This is a genomic window from Burkholderia sp. ZZQ-2, from assembly GCF_050768715.1.
In the GTDB taxonomy this organism is placed as follows: Bacteria; Pseudomonadota; Gammaproteobacteria; order Burkholderiales; family Burkholderiaceae; genus Burkholderia; species Burkholderia cepacia.
This window is the reverse complement of record NZ_LDVA01000261.1, coordinates 29,793-52,023: the sequence shown is the minus strand read 5'-3', so window position 1 is coordinate 52,023 and position 22,231 is coordinate 29,793. Positions and strand designations below refer to the sequence as shown.

Genomic DNA, 22,231 nt, shown 5'->3' with positions numbered 1-22,231 from the left:
CGCGACACGCGCCGGTCGCGGAACCGCGCAGGCCGCGCGATCCGGTCGACCGGCCCGCTGCCGACGACTTCAGGCCGCGCTGGCCTCGTCGATCCGGCGGATGTCGTCCTGATCGAGCGTGACGCGGATCGCGTCGCCGAGCGATTCCAGCTGCGCCAGCGACGTCGCGCTTGCGATCGGTGCGGTGATTGTCGGCCGCGCGATCTGCCAGGCGAGCGCGATCGCGGCCGGCTGCGTGCCGTGTTTCGCGGCTACCGCATCGAGTGCCGCGAGGATGCGCAGCCCGCGTTCATTCAGGTAGCCGGCGACGCGGTCGCCGCGCACGCTCTTCTTCAGGTCGGCCTCGCTGCGGTACTTGCCCGACAGGAAGCCGCTCGCGAGCGCGTAGTAATTGACGACACCGAGCTTCAGGTCGCGCACGACCGGTTCGAGATCGCGTTCGTAGTCGGCGCGGTCGAACAGGTTGTATTCGGGCTGGATGACCTGGTACGCGGGCAGGCCGTCGCGCTGGCTGATGTCGGCGGCTTCGCGCAGCCGCGCGCCGCTGTAGTTCGATGCGCCGATGATCCGCACCTTGCCCGCTTCGATCAGCGTTTGATACGCGCCGAGCGTTTCCTCGAGCGGGGCCGTATCGGCGAGATCGCTGTGCGAGAAATACAGGTCGATGTAGTCGGTCTGCAGGCGGCGCAGCGAATCGTCGGCGGCTTTCAGGATGTTGTCTTTCGTCAGCCCCGCGCGCGCGGCCAGCAGGCCGACCTTGGTCGAGATCACGACCTGTTCGCGTTTGCCGGAGCGCTTGAGCCACTTGCCGATGATCGTTTCCGACTCGCCGCCGCTGTTGCCGGGGGCCCAGGCCGAGTAGACATCGGCCGTGTCGATGAAGTTGATGCCGGTGTCGGCGAGCGCGTCGAGCAGCGCAAACGACGTGTTCTCGTCGACGGTCCAGCCGAAGACGTTGCCGCCGAACGCGAGCGGCGAAACCTGGATGTTCGATGTGCCGAGGGGGCGGTGTGCCATGTTCTGCTCCGATTTCTGCGGGATGACGGAATTGAACTGCGGGATGGGCCGAATCGATCACCGCGAGACGATGGGTGCGTGCGGTCACGCCGTTGTCGCGGGACGCCGGACATTCTCGCCGATCGCTCCGATTCGTGCAGGCGGTGCGCCGTCGCGATGGTGGACGGCTTGACGCGCATGACGAACACGTCGTCCGTTTCGTGAGCGCTTTATATGGCTGCGTTCGATCGGGAACCGATTTTTGTTGCCGCTGGCGCAGTGGGGTGCGCAACGGCGTGTGGGTGGAAACTGGCGGGAGGGCGCGAAGGTGGATGTGCCGGCGCTGCGCCGGCGCGGGCGGGAACACGGGCGACAAGCGGCCGCCCGTGCGTCGGTGAGCCGGTCAGCGCAACTGCACGGCCGCGAGAAACAGCACCATGCTGCCGATCGCGCCGTCCAGCACGCGCCACGCAACGGCCTTGCGGAACCACGGCGCGAGCAATCGTGCCCCGTAACCGAGCCCGAGGAACCACACGACGCTGACCGACATCGCGCCGATCGCGAACGCGAGCCGCGCGCCTTCCGGTTCACGCGCGCCGGCCGTGCCGATCAGCAGGAACGTGTCGAGATACACGTGCGGGTTGAGCCACGTGAACGCGAGCGTCATCAGCACGATCGCGAGCCCGCTCTGCGGCGGCGGGGCGACCGCATCGCCGCGCACGTCGAGCGTTTCGTGGCCCGGCTTGAACGCGCGGCGCAGCGCGTTGATGCCGAACCACGCGAGATAGGCGAGGCCCACATACAGCACCGCATGGACGAAGGTCGGATAGCGTTCGACGAGCGCCGATGCGCCGCCGACGCCTGCGCCGATCAGGATCATGTCGGACAGTGCGCACAGCAGCACGATCTTGCCGACATGCGAGCGCATGATGCCCTGCCGCAGCACGAATGCGTTCTGTGCGCCGATGGTGACGATGAGCGACCCGCAGAGCGCGGCGCCGTGGGAAAAAGCGAGCCAGTTCATGATGGATGACAGCAGGAGAAGCAGTAGACGGATGAATCGGGTAGCGCTAGTCTGCGGTCAGCATGAAAATAAGAGAAGCTAAATCACCTAATGCAGATTAAGGAAATCTAATGCTCGACTACGCGTTGCTCGATGCCCTCGCGGCGGTGATCCGGCACGGTTCGTTCGAGCGTGCGGCCAAGGAGCTGAATGTCACGCCGTCGGCCGTGTCGCAGCGCGTGAAATTGCTGGAGGAGCGGGTCGGCAGCGTGCTCGTCAAGCGCGGGCAGCCGTGCGTCGCGACGACGTCGGGTGCGCTGCTGTGCCGTCACACCGAGCGCGTGCAGCTGCTCGAGGCCGAGCTGGGCGGGCGGATGCCCGCACTGCCGGGCCAGATCGCGAGCGCATGGCCGACGTTGCGCGTGGCCGTCAACGACGACAGCGTTGCGACGTGGTTCATCGACGCGGTCGGGCCGTTCTGCACGGAGCGCGAAACGTTGCTCGATCTCGTGATCGACGATCAGGATTACACGGCTTCGCGTATTCGCGACGGCAGCGTGCAGGGCGCCGTGACCGCGCAGGCCGAACCGATCCAGGGGTGCCGATCGGAGCGGCTCGGGCGGATCCGCTATCGCGCGGTATGCTCGCCGGCGTTTTACGAACGCTACTTCGGCGCGGGCATTACCCGCGATGCGCTGCGTCGTGCGCCGTGTGTGATGTTCAATCCGAAGGACGGGCTGCAGGCGCGTTTCATCCGGCGCGTGACGCGCGCGGATCTCGATCCGCCGCAGCACTGGATACCGCACGTCGCGGGCTATCTGCGCGCATGCGAGACGGGATTGGGATGGGGGATGTGTCCGGACCGGATGGTCGATCGCCAGCTGGCGGCGGGTGAACTGGTCGACATGTCGCGCGGGCGAACGATCGATATCGACCTTTACTGGCAGAGCTGGCGTTTGTCGATCGGCTGGCTCGACGATTTCAGCGCGGCGCTGAAGGCGCGCGCCGCGCTGTTCCTCGATTGACCGATCGCGTGACGCGGGCGGCGCGGCGCGCGAGATGCGCGCCGTGCGGGAGCACGTCAGACGTGGTGCAGGCCGTCGAAATCGACGATCTGGACGTGGCGGCCCTGCATTTCGATCAGGCCGCGCTTCTGGAATTTCGACAGCGTGCGGCTGACCGTTTCGAGCGTCATGCCGAGGTAGCTGCCGATGTCTTCGCGCGTCATCCGCAGGTTGAATTCCGACGGCGAGTAGCCGCGCTTCAGGTAACGCGACGATACGTCGAGCAGGAACGCGGCGACGCGCTCTTCGGCATTCAGCGAACCGAGCAGCATCGTTTGCGACGTTTCGCGCACGATCTGTTCGCTCATCAGCTTGTGCATGCGCAACTGCATCGAACCGGCTTCCGAGCACAATGCCTTGAGCGCGCTGTACGGAATCACGCAGACGGAGCTGTCTTCCAGCGCGACCGCGGTGCGCGGATGCGTGTCGTCGCAGATGCCGTCGAGGCCGAGCGCTTCGCCGGCGAGATGCAGGCCGGTGACCTGCTCGCGGCCGTCGTGGCGCGTCGCGACGGTTTTCAGCGAACCCGAGCGCACCGCGTACAGGTTGTCGAACGCGTCGCCTTCGCGGAACAACGCTTCGCCGCGCTTGACGGGACGCGCCGCGCAGATGACCGATTCGAGGCGACTGAGCGCTTCGGGCGCCAGCCCCTGCGGCATGCACAGGTGCCGCATCGCGCACGTCGAGCAGTGTGCGGCCTGGCGAGGCGCCCAGCTACCGGCATGAGGCGTGGCGGCGGGACGTGTGGCGACGGGCGTCAGCATGATCGTTTACTCCGGCGTTGAATCGACGGAATCATTGTCCCACCGCAACTTGCCGCTGTCGGGTGACAAAACGTCGCGACCGGCCGGGTATGCCGAACGCCGTTCACGCGGCCGGCTCGTCGACGTTGGCGGCCGCCGGGATCAGCAGCACAGGCAGCGTCGCGTGGCGCACGCATTGCTCGGCGATGCTGCCGAGCACGAGACGGCGGAACCCGCGGCGGCCGTGCGTGCCGAGCACCAGCAGATCGGCGCCGAACGCTTTCGCGCCGTCCAGGATCAGCGACGATACGTCGTTGAGCGACGTCGCTTCGCTCCGACGCGTCTCGCCCTTCACGCCCGCTGCCTGCATCAGCGTCGCGAAATCCTTCGCGAGCGCGTCGCCCTGCGCGACGAGCTGGTCGCGCAGCACGGACGGATCGTAGCCGGGGACGTTGTAGTAGATCGCGGCGTTCTCGACGACGTAGAACGGTTGCAGCTCGGCGCCGTGCGATTTCGCGAGCGCCAGCGCGGCATCGAACGCATGGCGGGACGTGTCGCTGCCGTCGACGGCAACCAGAATACGCTTGTACATAGTGTCTCCGAGTGGCGGGTTGAAACGAAGTCGGCCGGATGGCCGATCGGGCTGGGCGATGCGCGATGCTGCGAGGCAGGGTAAACCAATGGCCGGGACTTTGCAGCGAGGTGCCGGTCGTGCCGCGCGGCGGTGCCGCCTCCGATTTGCGGCGCATGCCATGCACGGGGTGCATGCAGTGACGTGCGGGACGTGTCGTGCGGCGTGGCCGCCGCCGTCGTCCGCATCGTCGGTGGACATGCATGCGCGGGCAGCGTTGTCGCGCGCGGCACATGCGCATGCATGTGCATCGCCACGCGCGCTGATCGAAGCGACACCGCGCGACGGTCACGCGGATGCATCGCCCGCATCGCCATTCAATCGCAATCGCGCCGTTTCGACATGACCTCGATCAACGCATCTGCATCGGCGCGATTCACGGCGTGCATGAGACCGCCGGCGCCGTCGCGCGGAATCGTTCGTTCCTGCATCGCGCGGTTGCCGGCCCATGGTCGGCGCACCGTCGCGTGCGCCGATCCTCGGCCATCGGCTGTCGGCCGATACCGGTTGGCAAACGAACGATCGATTCAAACGCCGCGCCGGCTATCTCGGGACGGCCGTCAGCTCGAATACGCGCTCCGGCCGCCGCTGGTGGCCGGGCCAGTACGTGCTGCCGTACATCCGGTGGACGGGGCCGAACGGCGCATCGCTCATCGCCGGCGGTGCGTCGAAGCCTTTCTCGATCACCATGTATCCGGCACGCAGCGCGAACGCCGGATGGTTGCCGCCGGGGCGGCTGTCGAACCCGGCGAAGCCGTCGCCGGCTTCCGGCATCGCATTGACGAGCGACGCGTTGCTGCGCGTGATCTGGTCGGGCGAGATCGGCCCGCCGCCGGCGAGGCGCGACGCCTCGCGGTTCTTGCCGTCGGTGTCGACCGTGCTGTCGTGCGTGTCGTCGTTGTCGAGCTCGATGCTGCGTGGGCGCAAGCGCTCGGTTTGACCGGATGATTCCATCGCGGCTCTCCTCGCGGCGAAGCGTTCCGGATCGAAGCAAATCCCGTTCCGGACATGACGGGAAAAGGCGCGCGGGCGATCGCCGCGGTCGCGCGACGCGCACTGATTTGTCGTGATTTATTTCAGCTAGAAGACGCGTTTTCTACAGAGTATGATTCTTTTCCTGCGAAGCGGCGACAGGGGATTGAGTCGCGCCGCCTCTGCCCGCGCCGGGGCGCTGCAGCACCCTTAAAGACGGGCAGTGAACAACAAAGCAAGGGACTAGAGGTGGCGGATTCATGCAAGCGACTACTGCCTTCACGCACCGCGGTTATCTGTTGAACTGTGCACCCGCGCGTGCCAGCGACGGTTCGTTCAAGCCCTACGTCGTGATCTCCCGATCGAGCGACGGAGAGCTCGTTGCGAACCGCTTTTTCCCGATCGAGCTCCAGTTCAACGACGAAGGCGACGCGATCGCGCACGCGCGCGACTGGGCCGTGCGATGGATCGACGCCAGCAGCATCACGATCTGACGCCGCCGCGATTCGGTGCCCTCGGCCGTCCGGCCGATCCCCGGCGTGCCGCTGCCGGGCACAAAACGCGGTAATCTTGCGGAACCCGTCACTTTATTAGCGGCCGTGCGACCGAGCGCGGCCGCCTGCATTGATATATGTCGACATCACCCGCCCGTCAGTGGGGCCTGGAAGAAATCGTCGCCGGCTTGCGTGAGTCGCGCGAGGAACTCCATCGCACGCGCCATCCGCGCGGCATCCGCGAACTGCCGTCACGCGATGCGATCTGCAAGATTGTGACCGGCCTGCGCGCGTCGATGTTTCCGACGCACTACGGCGCACCGGATCTGACCGACGAAAGCGTCGATTTCTACGTCGGTCACACGCTCGAAAGCACGCTGCGCATCCTGTCCGAACAGATCCGCCGCGCGCTGCCGTTCCTGCCCGAACATGCCGATACGCCGTTCGCCGAGCTCGACGAACGCGCGTTCGAGATCGCGCGCGAATTTGGCCGGCAGTTGCCGGCGGTCCGCGCGCTGCTCGTCAGCGATATCCAGGCCGCCTATGCGGGCGATCCGGCCGCGCAGCACATCACCGAGATCCTGCTGTGCTACCCCGGCGTGCTGGCGATGATGCACCACCGGCTCGCACACGCGCTGCACCAGCTTGGCGTACCGCTGCTTGCGCGATTCATCAATGAAATCGCCCATTCGGCCACCGGCATCGACATCCACCCGGGCGCGCAGATCGGCCCGAGCTTCTTCATCGACCACGGCACGGGTGTCGTGATCGGCGAGACGGCGATCATCGGCGAGCGCGTGCGCGTGTACCAGGCCGTCACGCTCGGCGCGAAAAGCTTCCCGGCCGATGGCGACGGTGCGCTGGTCAAGGGCAACGCACGGCACCCGATCGTCGAGGACGACGTGGTGATCTACGCGGGCGCGACGATTCTCGGCCGCGTGACGATCGGGCGCGGTTCGGTGATTGGCGGCAACGTGTGGCTCACGCACAGCGTGCCGCCCGGCACGAGCGTCGCGCAGGGCAAGGTTCGCGAAGGCGGGAGCACCGAGAAGCCGTAACGCGGCGCGCGGGCACCGGCTGCCTGCTGCCGCGCGCGTTGGTCAGTGCTTGCTGTCGGGCGCGCGGTGCTTGTACAGCACGTCCTGGTCGACGCGGATCAGGTTCTGCCCCGCATCGACGACGAAATCCACGCCGTTGTACGCGTTGCCCGTCAGCATCAGGATCGCGCTCGCGACGTCGTCGGGGCCCGCGATGCGCGCGAGCGGCGTCGATGCGCGGCTCGCGTGTTCGAAGTCGGCCTGCGTCTGGTCGTCGCTCGGCAGCATCAGCCCGGGGAACACCGCGTTCACGCGCAGCACCGGCGCGGACGACAGCGCGAGCATCTGCGTAAGGTTGCCGAGCGCGGCCTTCGCGACCGTATAGCTGAAATGGTCGCGGTGAAAGTTTTCCTTGATCTTCTGGTCGACCACGTTCACGACGACACCCTGCGTGCCGGCCGCGCGGGCCCGTTCGTAGAACGCGCGCGTGAGCAGGATCGGCGCGCGGCAGTTGACGGCCCACGCCTGGTCGAACGCCGCGAGGTCGAAGCTCGGGAAATGATCCTGCCAGAATACCGACGCGTTGTTGACGAGCACGTCGAGGCGCCCGAAGCGCGCATACACCTGGTCGATCAGCGCGGTGATCTGTTCGGCATCCGACAGGTCAGCCTGCAACGCAACCGAATCGTGCCCGCGTTCGGCGATCGCGCGGGCCGCGGCCTGCGCCGCATCGGCCGAACGGTCGTAGTGCACCGCGGTGCGATAGCCGTGCGCGGCGAAATACTCGGCGAACGCGCGCCCGGCCCGGCGCGCGGCGCCGGTCACGAGCACGACGGGCGCGTGCGCCGTTTGCTTCGTCGACTCCATTACGTATTCGTCAGGTTGACTGAAGAAGGATTCGCGACGATCGACAGGAATTCGCGCCGCGTCGACGGATCGGTGCGGAACGTGCCGAGCATGCGCGACGTCACCATCTCGACGCCCGGCTTGTGCACGCCGCGCGTCGAGATGCACTGGTGCGCGGCTTCGAGGATCACGCCGACGCCCTTCGGCTGCAGCACGTCGAACAGCGTGTCGGCGATCTGCACGGTCATCTTTTCCTGGATCTGCAGGCGCTTCGCGAACGCGTCGACGAGGCGCGCGAGTTTCGAGATGCCGACCACGCGATGATTCGGCAGATACGCGACGTGCGCGCGGCCGATGATCGGCACCATGTGATGCTCGCAGTAGCTCTCGAAGCGGATGTCCTTCAGCACGATCATTTCGTCGTAGCCGTCGACTTCGCTGAACGTGCGCGCGAGGATGTCGCGCGGCTCCAGCGCGTAACCGGCGAAGAACTGCTCGTAGGCGCGCACGACGCGCGCGGGCGTGTCGATCAGGCCTTCGCGTGCGGGATCGTCGCCCGCCCAGCGCAACAGCACGCGAACGGCGTCTTCCGCTTCTTCGCGGCTCGGACGGGATGCGGCCGGCTCGGGCCGCGCGGACTTCTTTTTAGCCATCTATCTGCTCCATCGAATGCCGCCGCCGGGGCGGCGCGGAATCCGGGCATTGTTTCATGCTTTCGCAGGTCGCGTGCGCGGCCCGGCACTCACTTCGGCCATTCGTCCTGCTCGTCGTTGAACAGCGACGCGACGACGCCGCGCAGCCACGCGGTGCGCGGATCGTTGTGGTACTTGCGATGCCAGTGCTGCTTCAGGTCGAAGCGCGGCAGGGCGAGCGGCGGCTCGACGGGCACGATGAACGCGTGCTCGGCTGCATACGCATAGCCGATCGCATGCGGCACCGTTGCGATCAGGTCGGTGCGGCTCAGGATGAACGGCAGGCTCATGAAGTGCGGTGTCTCGAGCACCGCGCGGCGCTGCATGCGCTGCTTCGCGAGATATTTCTCGAGCACCTCCTGGCTGCGCCCTTCGGCACGCACCACCGCGTGCCCGCAGGTGAGGAACTGTTCGACCGTGAACGGCGGCGCCTGTTCGAACGGATGGCCGCGCCGCATGAGGCAGACGAACCGGTGCGTGAACAGCCGCTGCTGGAAGAAGTTGTTGCCGTCGAGATCGGGGAAGTAGCCGACCGCGAGATCGATCGACCCGGCTTCGAGGCCGCGACCGACTTCGTCGTGCGCGAGCGAGACCGAGCGCAGGTTCGCGTGCGGCGCGCGCATCGCGAACGCCTGCAGCAGCTTCGGCAGGAACACGATCTCGCCCACGTCCGACAGCGCGATCGAAAACGTATGCGTGCTCGCGGCCGGGTCGAAGTCGTGCGGCGCGACGAGGCCGCGCTCGATCTGCGCGAGCGCGTCGCGGGCGGCCGGCAGCAGCGCGAGCGCGCGCGGCGTCGGTTCCATCCCGCGCGACGTGCGCACGAACAGCGGATCGCCGAAGTACTCGCGCAGCCGGCCGAGCGCCGTGCTCACGCGCGGCTGGCTGACGCCGAGCAGGTCGCCGGCACGGCTCACGTTGCGCGTGTCGTCGAGCGCGACGAGGTAGGGAATGAGGTTCAGATCGAGCGCTTCCATCGCCGGGCCAGTATCTTGAAAACGTATACAACATATCTCCTGAATCGCGTTGCCGCATAGTCGGGAAAGCGCTCAAATGTGTTCGACGATTCGAATTAATGTTCAGGAGACGAACAATGCGCACCCAGGTCGCCATCATCGGCGCCGGCCCGTCCGGCCTTTTGCTTTCCCATCTGCTGCGCCTGCAAGGCGTCGATTCCATCCTCGTCGAAGCGCGTTCGCGCGAATACTGCGAGAACCGCATCCGCGCGGGCGTGCTGGAACAGGGCACGGTCGACACGCTGAACGAGGCCGGCCTCGGCGAGCGGATGCGCCGCGAGGGGCTCGAGCATCACGGCATCGAACTGCTGTTCTCCGGGCAGCGCCATCGCATCGACCTGTCCGAATTGACCGGCGGGCGCGCGATCACCGTCTACAGCCAGCATGAAGTCGTGCGCGACCTGATCGCGGCGGGCGTCGAGCATGGCCACCAGATGCATTTCGAAGTCAGCGACGTCGCGCTGCACGACGTCGAAGGCGAACACCCGTTCGTCACGTTCAAGCATGCCGACGGCCGAGAAGACCGCATCGACTGCGACTACATCGCCGGCTGCGACGGCTTCCACGGCATCGCGCGCCAGACGATCCCGGCCGAGCGGCTGAACACGTTCGAGCGCGTCTATCCGTTCGCGTGGCTCGGCATTCTCGCCGACGCGGCGCCGTCGCTCGACGAGCTCGTCTACGCGCATCACGACAACGGTTTCGCGCTGTTCTCGATGCGCTCGCCGACGGTCACGCGCCTGTACCTGCAGTGCAAGCCCGACGAGGACCTCACCGAATGGTCCGATGCGCGGATCTGGGACGAACTGCACACGCGCTTCTCGAACGACACGGGCTGGACGCCGACCGAGGGCCGGATCACGCAGAAAAGCGTGACGCCGATGCGCAGCTTCGTGTCGGAGACGATGCAGCACGGGCGCCTCTTCCTCGCCGGCGACGCCGCGCACATCGTGCCGCCGACCGGCGCGAAGGGGATGAACCTGGCGGTGGCCGACGTCCGCGCGCTGTCCCGCGCGCTCGGCGCGCGCTACCGCAACGGCGACGCGACGCTGCTCGACACGTATTCGGCGACTTGCCTCGAACGCGTGTGGCGCGCCGAGCACTTCTCGTACTTCATGACGAACATGCTGCACTCGTCGCCGGAGGATTCGCCGTTCGTCAATCGCCTGAAGTTTGCCGAGCTGAAATACGTGACGCGCTCGCGGGCCGCCGCGCAGTCGCTCGCCGAAAACTACGTCGGGCTGCCGTTCGACGACGCGACGGCCCCCGAGGGAACCCGCCTTGACAACGCGCTGTGCGCGACTCTATGATCGGCCCATCGTTCGCTAATCGAATCTAGGTTCGATTAGCGAACAAATACCGGGATCGAGATCGGCCCCGGCGCGACACGCGGCACGCGCGTGTCCCCTCGACAGGCCGCGCATCGAGCCGCGGGTTCGTATCAGGAAGAGACATGGTCAACAAGATTTTCGAATCGCTTCAGTCGGCGGTGGCCGACATCCACGACGGCGCGACAATCATGATCGGCGGCTTCGGCACGGCCGGCATGCCGTCCGAGCTGATCGACGCGCTGATCGAACAGGGCGCGCGCGACCTGACGATCGTCAACAACAACGCGGGCAACGGCGAGACGGGCCTCGCGGCGCTGCTGAAGGCGAAGCAGGTGCGCAAGATCATCTGCTCGTTCCCGCGCCAGAGCGATTCGCAGGTGTTCGACGGGCTGTACCGCGCCGGCGAGATCGAGCTGGAACTCGTGCCGCAGGGCAACCTCGCGGAGCGTATCCGCGCGGCGGGCGCCGGCATCGGCGGCTTCTTCACGCCGACGGGTTACGGCACCAAGCTCGCGGAAGGCAAGGAAACGCGCGTGATCGACGGCAAGCCGTATGTGTTCGAGACGCCGATCCACGCCGATTTCGCGCTCGTGAAGGCGTACAAGGGCGATCGCTGGGGCAATCTCGTGTATCGCAAGACCGCGCGCAACTTCGGGCCGATCATGGCCAGCGCCGCGAAGGTCGCGATCGTGCAGGTGTCGGAAGTCGTGCCGCTCGGCGCGCTGAACCCGGAACACATCGTGACGCCGGGCATTTTCGTCCAGCGCGTCGTCGAGGTGCCGCAGGCCGCGCATGCGGCCGAGCTGGCTGCCGAACATGCTGCATCGCAAGCCGCTTGAGGGAGATATTCAGATGAAACGACTGACCCGCGATGAAATGGCCAAGCGCGTCGCCCAGGACATCCCCGAAGGCGCGTACGTGAACCTCGGCATCGGCGTGCCGACGCTGGTGGCGAACCACCTCGACCCGAGCAAGGAAATCTTCCTGCACAGCGAGAACGGCCTGCTCGGCATGGGCCCCGCGCCCGCGCCGGGCGAGGAAGACGACGAACTGATCAACGCCGGCAAGCAGCATGTGACGCTGCTCACCGGCGGCGCATATTTCCACCATTCGGATTCGTTCGCGATGATGCGCGGCGGCCACCTCGATTACTGCGTGCTCGGCGCGTTCCAGGTATCGGCGAACGGCGACCTCGCGAACTGGCATACGGGCGCGCCCGATGCGATTCCGGCGGTCGGCGGCGCGATGGACCTCGCGATCGGCGCGAAGCAGGTGTTCGTGATGATGGAGCACCTGACGAAGCAGGGCGAGAGCAAGATCGTCGCGCAGTGCTCGTATCCGGTCACCGGCGTGCAATGCGTGAGCCGTATCTATACGGATCTCGCCGTACTCGACGTGACGGCCGACGGGCTGGCCGTGAGCGAGATCTTCACCGACCTGTCGTTCGACGAACTGCAGAAGCTGACCGGCGTGCCGCTGATCGACGCGACGCAAAAGGCGGCTGCCTGAACCGCAGGCGTGCCGGCGCGTCCGTTTGCGCGCATGCCGGCACGCTTGGGTGGACAATAGGCGCACGCCGTTTCCCCAATCTGATGCCATGCTCGAAGACAGCGCCCGCCTGACCTCCCTCATCTGCGGCACCGAGCCGCTCAACCGGATCTGGTCGCCCCGCGCGACGATCCAGCGGATGCTCGACGTCGAGGCCGCGCTCGCGCGTGCGCTCGCCGCGCAGCAGGTGATTCCCGCCGCCGCGGTCGCGCCGATCGAGCGCGCGTGCGACGCAAGCCGGCTCGACGCCGACGCGCTCGCGCACGGCGCGGCGCTCGGCGGCAATCTCGCGATTCCGCTCGTGAAGCAGCTCACCGCGCAGGTGAAGGCCGACGACCCCGAGGCCGCGAAGTTCGTGCACTGGGGGGCGACGAGCCAGGACATCATCGATACCGCCACCGTGCTGCAGCTGCGCGACACGCTCGACGTGCTCGAGCCGATGCTCGACGAAGCGTGTGCGTCGCTCGCGGCGCTCGCGCGCACGCATCGCGCGACGCCGATGATCGGCCGCACGTGGCTGCAGCAGGCGCTGCCGATCACGCTCGGCCTGAAATTCGCGCAATGGCTCGACGCGCTGCTGCGCCATCGCGCGCGTTTCGCCGAATTGCGCGAACGCGCGCTGGTGCTGCAGTTCGGCGGCGCGGCCGGCACGCTCGCGAGCCTGCGCGAGCACGCGGCCGGCGTCACGGCCGCGCTGGCGGCGGACCTGAAGCTCGCCGCACCGGCCGTGCCGTGGCACACGCAGCGCGACCGCATCGCGGAAGCCGCGTCCTGCTTCGGGATGCTGACGGGTACGCTCGGCAAGATCGCGCGCGACGTGTCGCTGCAGATGCAGACCGAAGTCGGTGAGCTCGGCGAACCGGCCGCCGCCGGCAAGGGCGGCTCGTCGACGATGCCGCACAAGCGCAACCCGGTCGGTTGCGCGGCGGTGCTCACCGCCGCGGTGCGCGCACCGAACCTCGTCGCGACGGTGTTCGCGGGCATGGTCCAGGAACATGAACGTGCGCTCGGCGGCTGGCAGGCCGAATGGGACGCGTTGCCCGATCTCGCGCGCCTGACCGGCGGCGCGCTTGCGCAGATCGCCCAGATCGTCGCGGGCCTCGACGTGAACACCGAACGCCTTGCCGCGAATCTCGAACTGACGCGCGGGCTGATTCTCGGCGAAGCGGTGATGCTCGCGCTCGGCGACAAGATCGGCCGCCTCGACGCGCATCACGTCGTCGAGCATGCGTCGAAGGAAGCCGTGCGCACGGGCTCGACGCTGTTCGATGTGCTCGCCGCCGATGCGACCGTGTCGGCGCACCTGTCGCGCGACGCGCTCGCGCGGCTGCTTGATCCCGCTCATTACGTCGGCGAGGCGCAGGCCTGCGTCGACGCCGTGCTCGCGCTGCACGCGGGCACGCAATAACCAGGAGAACCTCGATGCCTTTCGCCACTGTCAACGGCGTGAAACTGCATTACCGGATCGACCGTGCCGCGCGCGACGACGCGCCGTGGCTCGTCTTCTCGAATTCGCTCGGCGCCGACCTGCAGATGTGGGCACCGCAGATCCGTCCGCTCACGCAGCACTTCAACATCCTGCGCTACGACACGCGCGGCCACGGCCATTCCGACGCACCGGCGGGTTCGTACACGATCGAGCAGCTCGCCGGCGACGTGATCGGCCTGCTCGACCACGTCGGCATCGATCGCGCGCATTTCTGCGGGATCTCGATGGGCGGGCTGACGGGCGCGGCGCTGGCTGCACGCTTCCCGTCGCGCATCGTGCGCGCGGTGTTGTCGAACACCGCGGCAAAGATCGGTTCGCCGGAAGTGTGGGCCCCGCGCGCGCAGAAGGCACGCGCCGAAGGGATGGCCGCGCTCGCCGACGCCGTGCTGCCGCGCTGGTTCACCGACGCATTCGTCGAGCGTGAGCCGCGCCTGTTCGATGCGATCCGCGACACCTTCGTCCATACCGACAAGGACGGTTATGCGGCGAACTGCGACGCGCTGAATGCCGCCGACCTGCGCGAAGAGGTGAAAGGCATCGCGCTGCCGGTGCTCGTCGTGACCGGCGCGAAGGACATGTCGACGCCGCCCGACCAGGGCCGCGCGCTCGCCGCCGCGATTCCGGGTGCGCAGCACGTCGAATTCGACGCCGCGCATATTTCGAACATCGAGTGCACCGACGGCTTCAACCGCGCGCTGCTCGATTTCCTGACCGCGTGAGGCACCGGCGATGAACGACCAGGAACGTTACGAAGCAGGGATGACGGTGCGTCGCGCGGTGCTCGGTGACGCGCACGTCGATCGTTCGATCGAGAACCGTACCGAGGTGACCGACGAATTCCAGAACCTGATCACGCGTTATGCATGGGGCGAGATCTGGACGCGCGACGGCCTGCCGCGCCATACGCGCAGCCTGCTGACCATCGCGATGATGGTGGCGCTCAATCGCGGCGAGGAGCTTGCGCTCCATCTGCGCGCCGCGCGCAACAACGGCGTGACCCGCGACGAGATCAAGGAAGTGCTGCTGCAGACCGCGATCTATTGCGGCGTGCCGGCCACGAATTCCGCGTTCCATCTCGCGGACAAGATCTTCAAGGAACAGGACGCGGCCGCGTAAGACGGTCGGTCAGGCGCGGCCGGTTGAGGGCGGCCGCAACCGATCGCGTGGCCCGCTGTCGCAAGCGGGCCGTCGACGACGGAATCGATGAACGCGCCGGCAGAGCATCGGCGCACGGCACACCGGATGATTGGTGGACGAACAAAGGAAGGGCGCGGCTGCCATGCCGTATTGCTCATACATTATTAGCGTTGCTTGGGACCGGAGTAAGCGCTGACGCGCCAACGCCGGTCGACCACGACGCATGGGATCCAGGTAGGCGCCAAGGCGTCAGCTTGGATCGACACAGGAGACTAGCGATGAATCGCGCACCCGTGGTCGATGTCCAGACCTTCATCAACGAGCAGCCGTTCGGCGGCTTTCAATGGCTCGTGTTCCTCATGTGTTTCGTGATCGTGCTGCTCGACGGTTTCGATACGGCCGCGATCGGTTTTATCGCGCCGTCGCTGCTCGGCGAATGGAACCTCACCAAGCCCGATCTCGCACCGGTACTCAGCGCCGCGCTGTTCGGCCTCGCGTGCGGCGCGCTCGTGTCGGGCCCGCTGTCCGACCGGCTCGGCCGCCGTTCGCTGCTGCTCGGCTCGGTATTCCTGTTCGGCGTCGCATGCCTGATGTCCGCATTCTCGACGACCATCGGGCACCTGACGATCCTGCGTTTCATCACCGGCGTCGGGCTGGGCGCGGCGATGCCGAACGCGGTCACGATGATGGGCGAGTTCTGTCCGGACAAGCGCCGCGCGACCGTGATCAACCTGATGTTCTGCGGCTTCCCGCTCGGCGCCGCGTTCGGCGGTTTCCTGGCCGCGTGGATGATTCCGCATTTCGGCTGGCGCAGCGTGCTGATCCTCGGCGGCGTGACGCCGCTGCTGCTCGGCGTGCTGTTGCTGCTGAAGATGCCGGAATCGGTGCGCTTCATGGTCGCGAGCGGCCAGCATGTCGACAAGATCCGCGCAACGCTTGCGCGCATCTCGCGCGAAGCGCTGAACGCCGGTTCGTTCGCGATGACCGAAGCCGCGCCGCAGACCGGCAGCAAGGGCCTCGGCGTCGTGCTGTCGCGCTCGTACATCGTCGGCTCGGTGATGCTGTGGCTCGCGTACTTCATGGGGCTTGTGATCTTCTACGCGTCGATCAACTGGATGCCGATCCTGCTGAAGGATGCCGGGCTGACGCCGAAGAGCGCGACGCTGATCTCCGCGCTGTTCCCGCTCGGCGGTGTGGGTGCCGTGCTGTGCGGCGTGCTGATGGACCGCTTCAACGCGAACCGCGTGATCGCCGTGTGCTACGCGCTGACGGCCGTCAGCGTGTATGCGATCGGGCAGGCGGCCGGCAACGTCGGGCTGCTCGTGCTGGTCGTGTTCGTGGCCGGCGTGCTGATGAACACCGCGCAATCGTCGATGCCGGCGCTCGCCGCCGCGTTCTATCCGACCGAGGGGCGCGGCACGGGTGTCGCGTGGATGCTCGGCGTCGGCCGCTTCGGCGGGATTGCGGGATCGTTCCTCGTCGCCGAGCTGACGCGCCGGCATTTCTCGTTCGCGGGCGTGTTCGCGACGATCGCCGTCGCGGGCTTGCTCGCGTGTGTCGCGCTGCTGATCAAGCAGATGGCGCGGCCGCACGGCGTGACGCAGCCGGCAGGCAAGATCGAATCGCTCGGGCATTGAGCGAAGCGCGGGCCGATACGGCGGCCGTCGGGCCGCCGGTTATTCTTCCGCGTCGTGTTCCTTCACGAAGTTGCGCAGATACGCGCGCAGCGCGGCCTCCCGGCTGCGATGATCGGAGAGGTTCGCGGCGCCCATGTCTTCCTCTTCGCCGAACATCGTCGGCGGCGCGCAATAGATGCCGATCTCGATGTCTTCGCGCAACACACGAATCTCGTGCGTGAGCGGGCGATACTCTGCGATCCAGTGCATCCCCTCGATGTGTTCACCCGCCCTCAGCAGTGGCTTCATCGGCACTCTCCCGGCAGCAGCGGCGCAACCGGCGAAGCGGTTGCGCGCGCCCGTACCAAAAGGGTACGCCTGCATGGCACGAATCTCAACGGGCGCGCCGTGAGCGCTCACTGCGGCAGCAGGTGCGCGATCAGGGGGTACAGCGACAGGATCAGCAGCACGGCCATCGTCACGTTGAAGAGGCGCAGCGCGCGGGGATTCGACAGGAAGCGGCGCAGGCCGAGCCCGAACGCGGCCCACAGGCTGATGCACGGAAAGCCGATCAGAATGAATACGACGGCCATCCACGCGGCGTTCATCCCGTAGTCGCCGGACAGGCGGACCGTCGTCGCGGCGGTCAGCACCATCATCCATGCCTTCGGATTGATCCACTGGAAAGCGGCGGCTTCGATGAACGTCATCGGCCGCGGCTTGCCGCCGTGTGCCTTCACTTCGCCAGACGTGCCGATGCGCCACGCGAGGTACAGCAGGTACGCGACGCTCGCGACTTCGAGGATCGTATAGAGCAGCGGCAGGCGCTTGAATGCTTCGCCGAGGCCGAAGCCGACACAGAGCATCAGGATCGCGACGCCGGTGCTGATGCCGAACAGGTGCGGCATGGTGCGGCGGAAACCGAAATTGACGCCGGACGCGAGCAGCATCGTGTTGTTCGGGCCGGGCGTGATCGACGTGACGAGCGCAAACAGCATGCCGGCGGGCAGCGCGCTCAGGGTGAGGAATTCCATCGCGGATTCTCCATTCTGTTCTGGACTGGGATGGAGGTCAGTTTAGCGACGGTTTTCTGTACAGAACCGGTACAGTTTGATTGACGATTGCCGGTACGGGGTTTGATCGCCCGTGCGCTGACGCGAGATAGCGCTTGCATGGCCGTGGTATAGGGCGCATTCTCGTGACGTTCGATGTGCGTGACCGATGGTTTTGCTCTGACTCCTTACGCTTCCCCCTGTCCGCACAGCTAAGCAGAAGGCTCACCACGACGATCCTGCGCGCGAACGTCGAAGCTGCGAACTTCGCGCGTCAACCGAGCCTCCCTCCGAGGTTTGATCCGCCAGTTCCGTGCGCGAGAGATGCCGTCGGCGGCAAGCCCGCGGGTCGTCGTCCGGTCCTCGTATAGGGCGGCCGACGACGAAATTCAGTCACCGCGACGGTCCTGAAATTTGAAATTCTCTTTTAGGAACCGGCATGCCTAAGCAAACCGCACTGAAGCCAGCCACGCCCGCCAGCCACAGCGATTACGTTGACGTGAAAAAGGCGCGTGCCTTGGCACTGAAGCGCGCGGACAGCGAGCGTGCCGAGAAGCGGCGCGAAAATGACGCCCGCATCGATGTCAACGCGAGCAAGTGGCGTTATATCTGTCAGGAGAGTTAGATGGCGAATAGCACCGTGACGCTCAACTTTCCGAACCCCAGTCGCTCCTACGACGCTTCCAGACACTGTGTGTGTTTCTGGGGCTACGACAATTCTCGCGAGATTACCTTTCTGGTCGACGATGCGATGCTGGCGAAACTGAACTCCGACATGGATTCTGGCGAGCCCGCCTTGCTTGCGGCCTTCGACCGCAATCGCGACCGGATTCTGGGACTCGCCCGAGACCTTTACAAGGGGGGACCTCAGAACCGGTACACGATCTCGTGAGGTCGGCCCCCGTTTGCACGTGTACCCTACGTGCGTCTTCTTTCTGACCTGCACTCGCCGCGTGTGCGGGTGTTGAGGGGGCATGGATCGGTCGAAGGTTGCGCTGCTTGATTATTACGAACGCAGCAAGCACCGTTTCGACTTCTACGCTCCTGCCGGACCCGCATCCATGCCATCCCGCCCGTACGGCAGCGTACCGACTTCAGACGCTCGCACGCGCAGGCTGACACATGACGCACGGACTGCAGATCGGCCGCAGACTTCATCGAGATGTAAACGCCGTGATCGAAGTGGGCCGTCGCGATCCGTATCGCTTGCGCAGTTTTATCTCGACTCGGGCGGCGCGAGCCAATCAATGACGAAACCGGGGTTGTGGAGGGAGCATGTTGATGAACGATGACCCGAAATGGGAAAAAAACGCGAAGGACGAGCAGCAAGAACAGGCGGAGGCACGCGCGACCGACGATGGAATGCCCGTGGTTCACCCGGAGCGGCAGAGAAGCCGTGCCCATTCGTGGAAAGCCGTTACACCCAGGCAGCGTATTTCCGATGCAAGGAAACGTCTGGGCATGGGTTTTCTGCCGAACCTATAGCGTATGTGTAGCAAAACTCCTCGCTCTCAAACAGAACGTGGAGCCGCCCCAGCAAGGCGGAACTCGAAGCCGGCCAAACGCCGGCTTTTTACTTTGGCGTGTCGCTCGTGACGACAAACGGCGCATGCATCACTGTCCCGCATCGGTGAAGCGACGCAACCCGGGCAGATGAATTCGCCGAGTCGCGTTCGGCAGCTACGCCAACACAAGTTCGTGGCAGGAGGACCGCAACGCTGGGTGGCCAATTCCTTCCGTACACTCGGCCACCAACGCTTCGCGGCTCATATGGCGCGATTTCGCCACTGCACCGATCTTTTCGACGAGCTGCTTGGAGAGGCATGGCAAGACCAGCACCGAACACGACGTCGGCCGGGCGATATCAATGAACCTCCAGATGCAAAATTGGTGCCGCTACGCGGAGCAAAGCGATGTCACCGCCATCGACGATTTTTCGGACCGGATGCCTTCACAAACAGACCTCGTTTCGAATAGGCTGCTGAGCGCGCCGTCTGCAAGGAATGCGCACGTTGGTGCAGTCAGAGAGTCGCCAGTATCCGGAGTTGATGTTCGCTTTCGGCCCCGCGAACCAGTGCGTAGGCCCGCATCTCCGTGCGCTCAAGGAGCGAAATGGATTCCGAGCCGGAGAAGTCGCTCCATGCGTCGTCCGCGATCGAGGTCGGCGCGCCGCGGGCTCTCGCGAACGCTCGCAGGAGAGGGCTTGCCGCGCGGCGCAGCACGAGGCGGTCAGCGTTCAGAACATACGGTGGGCAGTCAGTCCGTAAGACGAGGTAGTACGGAATCGCATTGCGATCACTTTGCATGGTGGCGATACCAGTGAGGAAGAATGCGTGCGTTCAGCTTCTCGTGTCGTCGTGGCCGACCGCTGCGTTTGACCGAACTACATGTCGATGACCGAAGCTCCACTCACCTTTCCGTCGATGATGTCCTTTCCTTGCTGCCGGGCGGCACGCCTTGCCATACCAAAGTCGGAGTATGTATGCGGTTGGCCCAGCCTGAAAATACGGCTCGCGGCGGAGGTTGCTATCGCGCCCGGGCGGCATATCCGTACCGCGATGTCATACCCTTCGGCGTAACGGGAATGCCCGTCAAAGCGACTGAATGTACGGGCGAAGACGAGGGGATGAAGTTCGTACCCCTTGTAGAGAAGAAGCAGGTGTGTCGACATGATGGCCACTCCGCAGGGGGCGACTTGCTATACGCTCGAACGAGCTTTTCATTTCCGCCGCCGCAGCCGGCTTAGCAGGTCAAGCGCCACCGTGTCAGCGTCGTTGTTGATCATTTCCGCTCGCAACAGCAGACCGCCAACACGGACGGCTGCATCCCAACTGTCTTCCGTCATTGCCTGATGGTTGCGTGCAAGCTGCTCGGCAAGAGCCTGGAGCGCCGCCATCCTTGCCGATTCGCCGGAAGTCCGGCGCTCCTCCCTCCCGGCAATGAGCCGGAACAGGCCCAGGACCGACTCGGCGGTAACGGAGGGGATAGTCATTCGAACTTTATACGCCCTTTCGGTCCGCTCCGCCCATATATTCGCGCTGGCCCCCGAGCCTGCCTAGTACCGCCTCGCATATCCCTCGCGATACAGCGAGGCGCCGATCGACGTCAGAACTGCGATCTCATCCTCACTCAATCGACTCCATGCCTCCGCCAACCAGCCGGCGAATCCGGCACAAGCATGATCCAGATCGGCGGCCGCCTTTCCCTCTGCGTTCCTACGCTCGAAAATCATCATCACGTCATGTGGCGTCATAGTCGGCTCCTCGTGAGCTTCCAGCATAGGCGATCGGTGGCGTCTGCCCTTACTCCTTCGCACGCTCGATGTTCGCTCTCCGGCGTGCCCGCAGCAACAAGCCTAAGCCGGCCAGTAGCGGTTCGACCTGGTGTCCTGTTCCGTTGACGTCAACATGCTGCGCACATATGGATCGGTTAAGGCCTACGTGCGCCATGTCATCGCCCGCATCGCCGATGCATCCCGTGAACCGCGTCGGTCAGTTGCAGCCATGGGCCGTCGCTGGTCAGCTCCGCTCCAATATCTTCCGAGTGCATGGTCATATCAATTCGTATTCCTGCATGATAAGTCGGTCATGGACGGAATGTCATTTGACTGAGGTGGATTCAACCGATCAAATGTCATGGCGACGTAGGCAGCCAACGACAGCCGATGGCCGGCTGTTGCCTGCCGCAGCGACGCACGGCATTTGATTCGACGAATGAGCGCTTCGGTCACGACTCTCATGGTCGTAATGGGACTACACTGAAGACGCCATAGCAGGAGGAGGCAGCGATGACAGACTCCGACCCCCAAAGCACCTTCCGGGGCCTGCCGCTAACCGCGGAGCAGGACGCGGAAGTGAAACACTACATAAAGGTCCGAACCCGGCGTGGCCTGCCATGGGACACGCCGGAGCTGAGGGCGATGCTCAAGGACATGCTGCTACCCCCGGGTGACGGCAACAGCGATGTCGACTCCGCGGAGGACGAAACCAAAGCGGCCGCCGAGCGCGCAACGGCGTCGGTTGACGAAGCGATGGACCCTATCGAGGCGAGCGAGGAGTGGAATGCGGCCATGGAGTCGGAAAGCATGAAAGGACCCAGACGATAAAACTGCAGGTGATGACGCCTGTTTCCCGGTAGCGCCGTATGTGGGGGATCGTGAGGTATTCCACATGAGTTCGGTATGCATGATTTCAACGCTCGAACGCGTGCCGTCGGCCGCATGACATCGAGTCGCGCGACGTCTCCGCTGAACACGAGGGGGCCGGATATGCGGCTGATCGAACCGGATGAACACAGAGACTTTCTGGCGACCTTGGAGCGCCGTGGCTTGGCAGAGGGCGATTTCGATCTTCAGGAAACGGATACGACCGACCCGAAGGGTGATGAGAACCTCGGTCTGCAGGGCTATGTCACCATCACCAGGCTCTCGACGCAGATTACGAAGGAATACGTGATCGGCGACGAAAGCGACTGGCTACAGCATTTCAGGAAAGATCTCGAAGCGGGTGCCTTCGACGGGCTGGAATGATATCCCGACGCGACGTGCCGCACTTGGGAGGAAGTT

The 22,231-nt window shown here is 65.5% G+C and carries 29 protein-coding genes; 15 read left to right on the top strand and 14 right to left on the bottom strand.

The features are described from left to right. Nucleotides 1-69: 69 nt before the first annotated feature. Both ABY44_RS19140 and ABY44_RS19135 read right to left on the bottom strand, forming a co-directional pair. Nucleotides 70-1,017 (bottom strand): aldo/keto reductase, encoded by a 948-nt coding sequence (locus tag ABY44_RS19140; RefSeq protein WP_060175074.1) that lies wholly within the window; start codon nt 1,015-1,017, stop codon nt 70-72. Nucleotides 1,018-1,399: 382 nt separating this feature from the next. After that, entirely contained in the window at nt 1,400-2,020 is a 621-nt protein-coding gene (locus ABY44_RS19135; RefSeq protein ID WP_021157577.1) for a LysE/ArgO family amino acid transporter, read from the bottom strand. A gap of 110 nt (nt 2,021-2,130) precedes the next feature. Here ABY44_RS19135 and ABY44_RS19130 point away from each other — a divergent pair, with 110 nt between their 5' ends. Further along, nucleotides 2,131-3,024: a LysR family transcriptional regulator ArgP gene (locus ABY44_RS19130; protein ID WP_039344521.1), complete on the top strand. Its 894-nt coding sequence runs from the start codon at nt 2,131-2,133 to the stop codon at nt 3,022-3,024. A gap of 56 nt (nt 3,025-3,080) precedes the next feature. On the opposite strand, the gene fnr is transcribed toward ABY44_RS19130, so the two are convergent. The 3 genes from fnr to ABY44_RS19115 all read right to left on the bottom strand — a co-directional run bounded on the left by fnr (nt 3,081) and on the right by ABY44_RS19115 (nt 5,391). Further along, nucleotides 3,081-3,827 (bottom strand): fumarate/nitrate reduction transcriptional regulator Fnr, encoded by a 747-nt coding sequence (gene fnr, locus ABY44_RS19125; protein WP_059523493.1) that lies wholly within the window; start codon nt 3,825-3,827, stop codon nt 3,081-3,083. Between the two features lie 103 nt (nt 3,828-3,930). Further along, a complete protein-coding gene (locus tag ABY44_RS19120; RefSeq protein WP_059699216.1) occupies nt 3,931-4,398 on the bottom strand; it encodes a universal stress protein in 468 nt (155 codons plus the stop codon). Between the two features lie 582 nt (nt 4,399-4,980). After that, complete coding sequence (locus ABY44_RS19115; RefSeq protein WP_059684808.1) at nt 4,981-5,391, bottom strand: DUF3005 domain-containing protein; 411 nt, start codon at nt 5,389-5,391, stop codon at nt 4,981-4,983. Between the two features lie 278 nt (nt 5,392-5,669). Here ABY44_RS19115 and ABY44_RS19110 point away from each other — a divergent pair, with 278 nt between their 5' ends. Together ABY44_RS19110 and epsC are read left to right on the top strand one after the other, a co-directional pair. Further along, the gene (locus ABY44_RS19110) at nt 5,670-5,903 is read left to right on the top strand and encodes a hypothetical protein (protein WP_011356723.1); all 234 of its coding nucleotides are present in this window, start codon (nt 5,670-5,672) and stop codon (nt 5,901-5,903) included. A gap of 137 nt (nt 5,904-6,040) precedes the next feature. Further along, nucleotides 6,041-6,961, top strand: coding sequence for a serine O-acetyltransferase EpsC (gene epsC, locus ABY44_RS19105; protein WP_021157582.1), 921 nt, complete (start codon nt 6,041-6,043; stop codon nt 6,959-6,961). A 42-nt stretch (nt 6,962-7,003) separates the two neighbouring features. Here the strand turns inward: epsC and ABY44_RS19100 are convergent, their stop codons facing one another. From ABY44_RS19100 to ABY44_RS19090, 3 genes are all read right to left on the bottom strand, one after another. Next, nucleotides 7,004-7,807 (bottom strand): SDR family oxidoreductase, encoded by an 804-nt coding sequence (locus ABY44_RS19100; RefSeq protein ID WP_060083160.1) that lies wholly within the window; start codon nt 7,805-7,807, stop codon nt 7,004-7,006. Continuing rightward, the gene (folE, locus tag ABY44_RS19095; protein WP_021157584.1) at nt 7,807-8,439 is read right to left on the bottom strand and encodes a GTP cyclohydrolase I FolE; all 633 of its coding nucleotides are present in this window, start codon (nt 8,437-8,439) and stop codon (nt 7,807-7,809) included. Before folE ends, ABY44_RS19100 begins: the two co-directional genes overlap by 1 nt. Nucleotides 8,440-8,528: 89 nt before the next feature. Next, nucleotides 8,529-9,455 (bottom strand): LysR family transcriptional regulator, encoded by a 927-nt coding sequence (locus tag ABY44_RS19090; protein WP_059489708.1) that lies wholly within the window; start codon nt 9,453-9,455, stop codon nt 8,529-8,531. Between the two features lie 116 nt (nt 9,456-9,571). Between ABY44_RS19090 and pobA the strand changes: the two genes are divergently transcribed. The 7 genes from pobA to ABY44_RS19055 all read left to right on the top strand — a co-directional run bounded on the left by pobA (nt 9,572) and on the right by ABY44_RS19055 (nt 16,636). Further along, the gene (gene pobA, locus ABY44_RS19085) at nt 9,572-10,804 is read left to right on the top strand and encodes a 4-hydroxybenzoate 3-monooxygenase (RefSeq protein ID WP_060175075.1); all 1,233 of its coding nucleotides are present in this window, start codon (nt 9,572-9,574) and stop codon (nt 10,802-10,804) included. 143 nt (nt 10,805-10,947) lie between these two features. Then, a complete protein-coding gene (locus ABY44_RS19080; RefSeq protein ID WP_021157587.1) occupies nt 10,948-11,664 on the top strand; it encodes a 3-oxoacid CoA-transferase subunit A in 717 nt (238 codons plus the stop codon). 13 nt (nt 11,665-11,677) lie between these two features. Next, entirely contained in the window at nt 11,678-12,334 is a 657-nt protein-coding gene (locus tag ABY44_RS19075; protein WP_006482308.1) for a CoA transferase subunit B, read from the top strand. 88 nt (nt 12,335-12,422) lie between these two features. Continuing rightward, complete coding sequence (locus ABY44_RS19070) at nt 12,423-13,781, top strand: 3-carboxy-cis,cis-muconate cycloisomerase (protein WP_060175076.1); 1,359 nt, start codon at nt 12,423-12,425, stop codon at nt 13,779-13,781. Between the two features lie 14 nt (nt 13,782-13,795). Then, complete coding sequence (gene pcaD, locus ABY44_RS19065) at nt 13,796-14,581, top strand: 3-oxoadipate enol-lactonase (protein WP_027790095.1); 786 nt, start codon at nt 13,796-13,798, stop codon at nt 14,579-14,581. A gap of 10 nt (nt 14,582-14,591) precedes the next feature. Continuing rightward, nucleotides 14,592-14,978: a 4-carboxymuconolactone decarboxylase gene (gene pcaC / locus ABY44_RS19060; protein WP_431641592.1), complete on the top strand. Its 387-nt coding sequence runs from the start codon at nt 14,592-14,594 to the stop codon at nt 14,976-14,978. A 299-nt stretch (nt 14,979-15,277) separates the two neighbouring features. Beyond that, nucleotides 15,278-16,636 carry an MFS transporter gene (locus ABY44_RS19055; RefSeq protein WP_060083163.1) on the top strand — a complete coding sequence of 453 codons (1,359 nt, stop codon included), beginning with the start codon at nt 15,278-15,280 and terminating at the stop codon, nt 16,634-16,636. Between the two features lie 39 nt (nt 16,637-16,675). On the opposite strand, the gene ABY44_RS19050 is transcribed toward ABY44_RS19055, so the two are convergent. Next, nucleotides 16,676-16,924, bottom strand: coding sequence for a hypothetical protein (locus ABY44_RS19050; RefSeq protein ID WP_027790093.1), 249 nt, complete (start codon nt 16,922-16,924; stop codon nt 16,676-16,678). Nucleotides 16,925-17,031: 107 nt separating this feature from the next. Further along, nucleotides 17,032-17,649 carry a LysE family translocator gene (locus ABY44_RS19045; protein WP_021157593.1) on the bottom strand — a complete coding sequence of 206 codons (618 nt, stop codon included), beginning with the start codon at nt 17,647-17,649 and terminating at the stop codon, nt 17,032-17,034. Between the two features lie 457 nt (nt 17,650-18,106). Here ABY44_RS19045 and ABY44_RS19040 point away from each other — a divergent pair, with 457 nt between their 5' ends. The 3 genes from ABY44_RS19040 to ABY44_RS19030 all read left to right on the top strand — a co-directional run bounded on the left by ABY44_RS19040 (nt 18,107) and on the right by ABY44_RS19030 (nt 19,152). Then, nucleotides 18,107-18,292, top strand: a complete 186-nt coding sequence (locus tag ABY44_RS19040) for a hypothetical protein (RefSeq protein WP_027790092.1) — start codon at nt 18,107-18,109, stop codon at nt 18,290-18,292. Continuing rightward, entirely contained in the window at nt 18,293-18,559 is a 267-nt protein-coding gene (locus ABY44_RS19035; protein WP_059684822.1) for a DUF1488 domain-containing protein, read from the top strand. It begins immediately after the preceding gene. Nucleotides 18,560-18,942: 383 nt separating this feature from the next. Then, entirely contained in the window at nt 18,943-19,152 is a 210-nt protein-coding gene (locus ABY44_RS19030) for a hypothetical protein (RefSeq protein ID WP_230948771.1), read from the top strand. 536 nt (nt 19,153-19,688) lie between these two features. Here the strand turns inward: ABY44_RS19030 and ABY44_RS19025 are convergent. The 4 genes from ABY44_RS19025 to ABY44_RS19010 all read right to left on the bottom strand — a co-directional run bounded on the left by ABY44_RS19025 (nt 19,689) and on the right by ABY44_RS19010 (nt 20,920). Further along, nucleotides 19,689-19,973 (bottom strand): hypothetical protein, encoded by a 285-nt coding sequence (locus ABY44_RS19025; protein ID WP_059699230.1) that lies wholly within the window; start codon nt 19,971-19,973, stop codon nt 19,689-19,691. A 77-nt stretch (nt 19,974-20,050) separates the two neighbouring features. Next, the gene (locus ABY44_RS19020; protein ID WP_027790089.1) at nt 20,051-20,338 is read right to left on the bottom strand and encodes a hypothetical protein; all 288 of its coding nucleotides are present in this window, start codon (nt 20,336-20,338) and stop codon (nt 20,051-20,053) included. 48 nt (nt 20,339-20,386) lie between these two features. Further along, nucleotides 20,387-20,659 carry a hypothetical protein gene (locus ABY44_RS19015; protein WP_027790088.1) on the bottom strand — a complete coding sequence of 91 codons (273 nt, stop codon included), beginning with the start codon at nt 20,657-20,659 and terminating at the stop codon, nt 20,387-20,389. A gap of 63 nt (nt 20,660-20,722) precedes the next feature. Then, nucleotides 20,723-20,920: a hypothetical protein gene (locus ABY44_RS19010; protein ID WP_041489505.1), complete on the bottom strand. Its 198-nt coding sequence runs from the start codon at nt 20,918-20,920 to the stop codon at nt 20,723-20,725. A gap of 534 nt (nt 20,921-21,454) precedes the next feature. On the opposite strand from ABY44_RS19010, the gene ABY44_RS19005 reads away from it, so the two are divergent. Then, nucleotides 21,455-21,772 carry a hypothetical protein gene (locus ABY44_RS19005; protein WP_027790086.1) on the top strand — a complete coding sequence of 106 codons (318 nt, stop codon included), beginning with the start codon at nt 21,455-21,457 and terminating at the stop codon, nt 21,770-21,772. Between the two features lie 162 nt (nt 21,773-21,934). After that, complete coding sequence (locus ABY44_RS19000; protein ID WP_060175077.1) at nt 21,935-22,195, top strand: hypothetical protein; 261 nt, start codon at nt 21,935-21,937, stop codon at nt 22,193-22,195. Nucleotides 22,196-22,231: the final 36 nt, after the last annotated feature.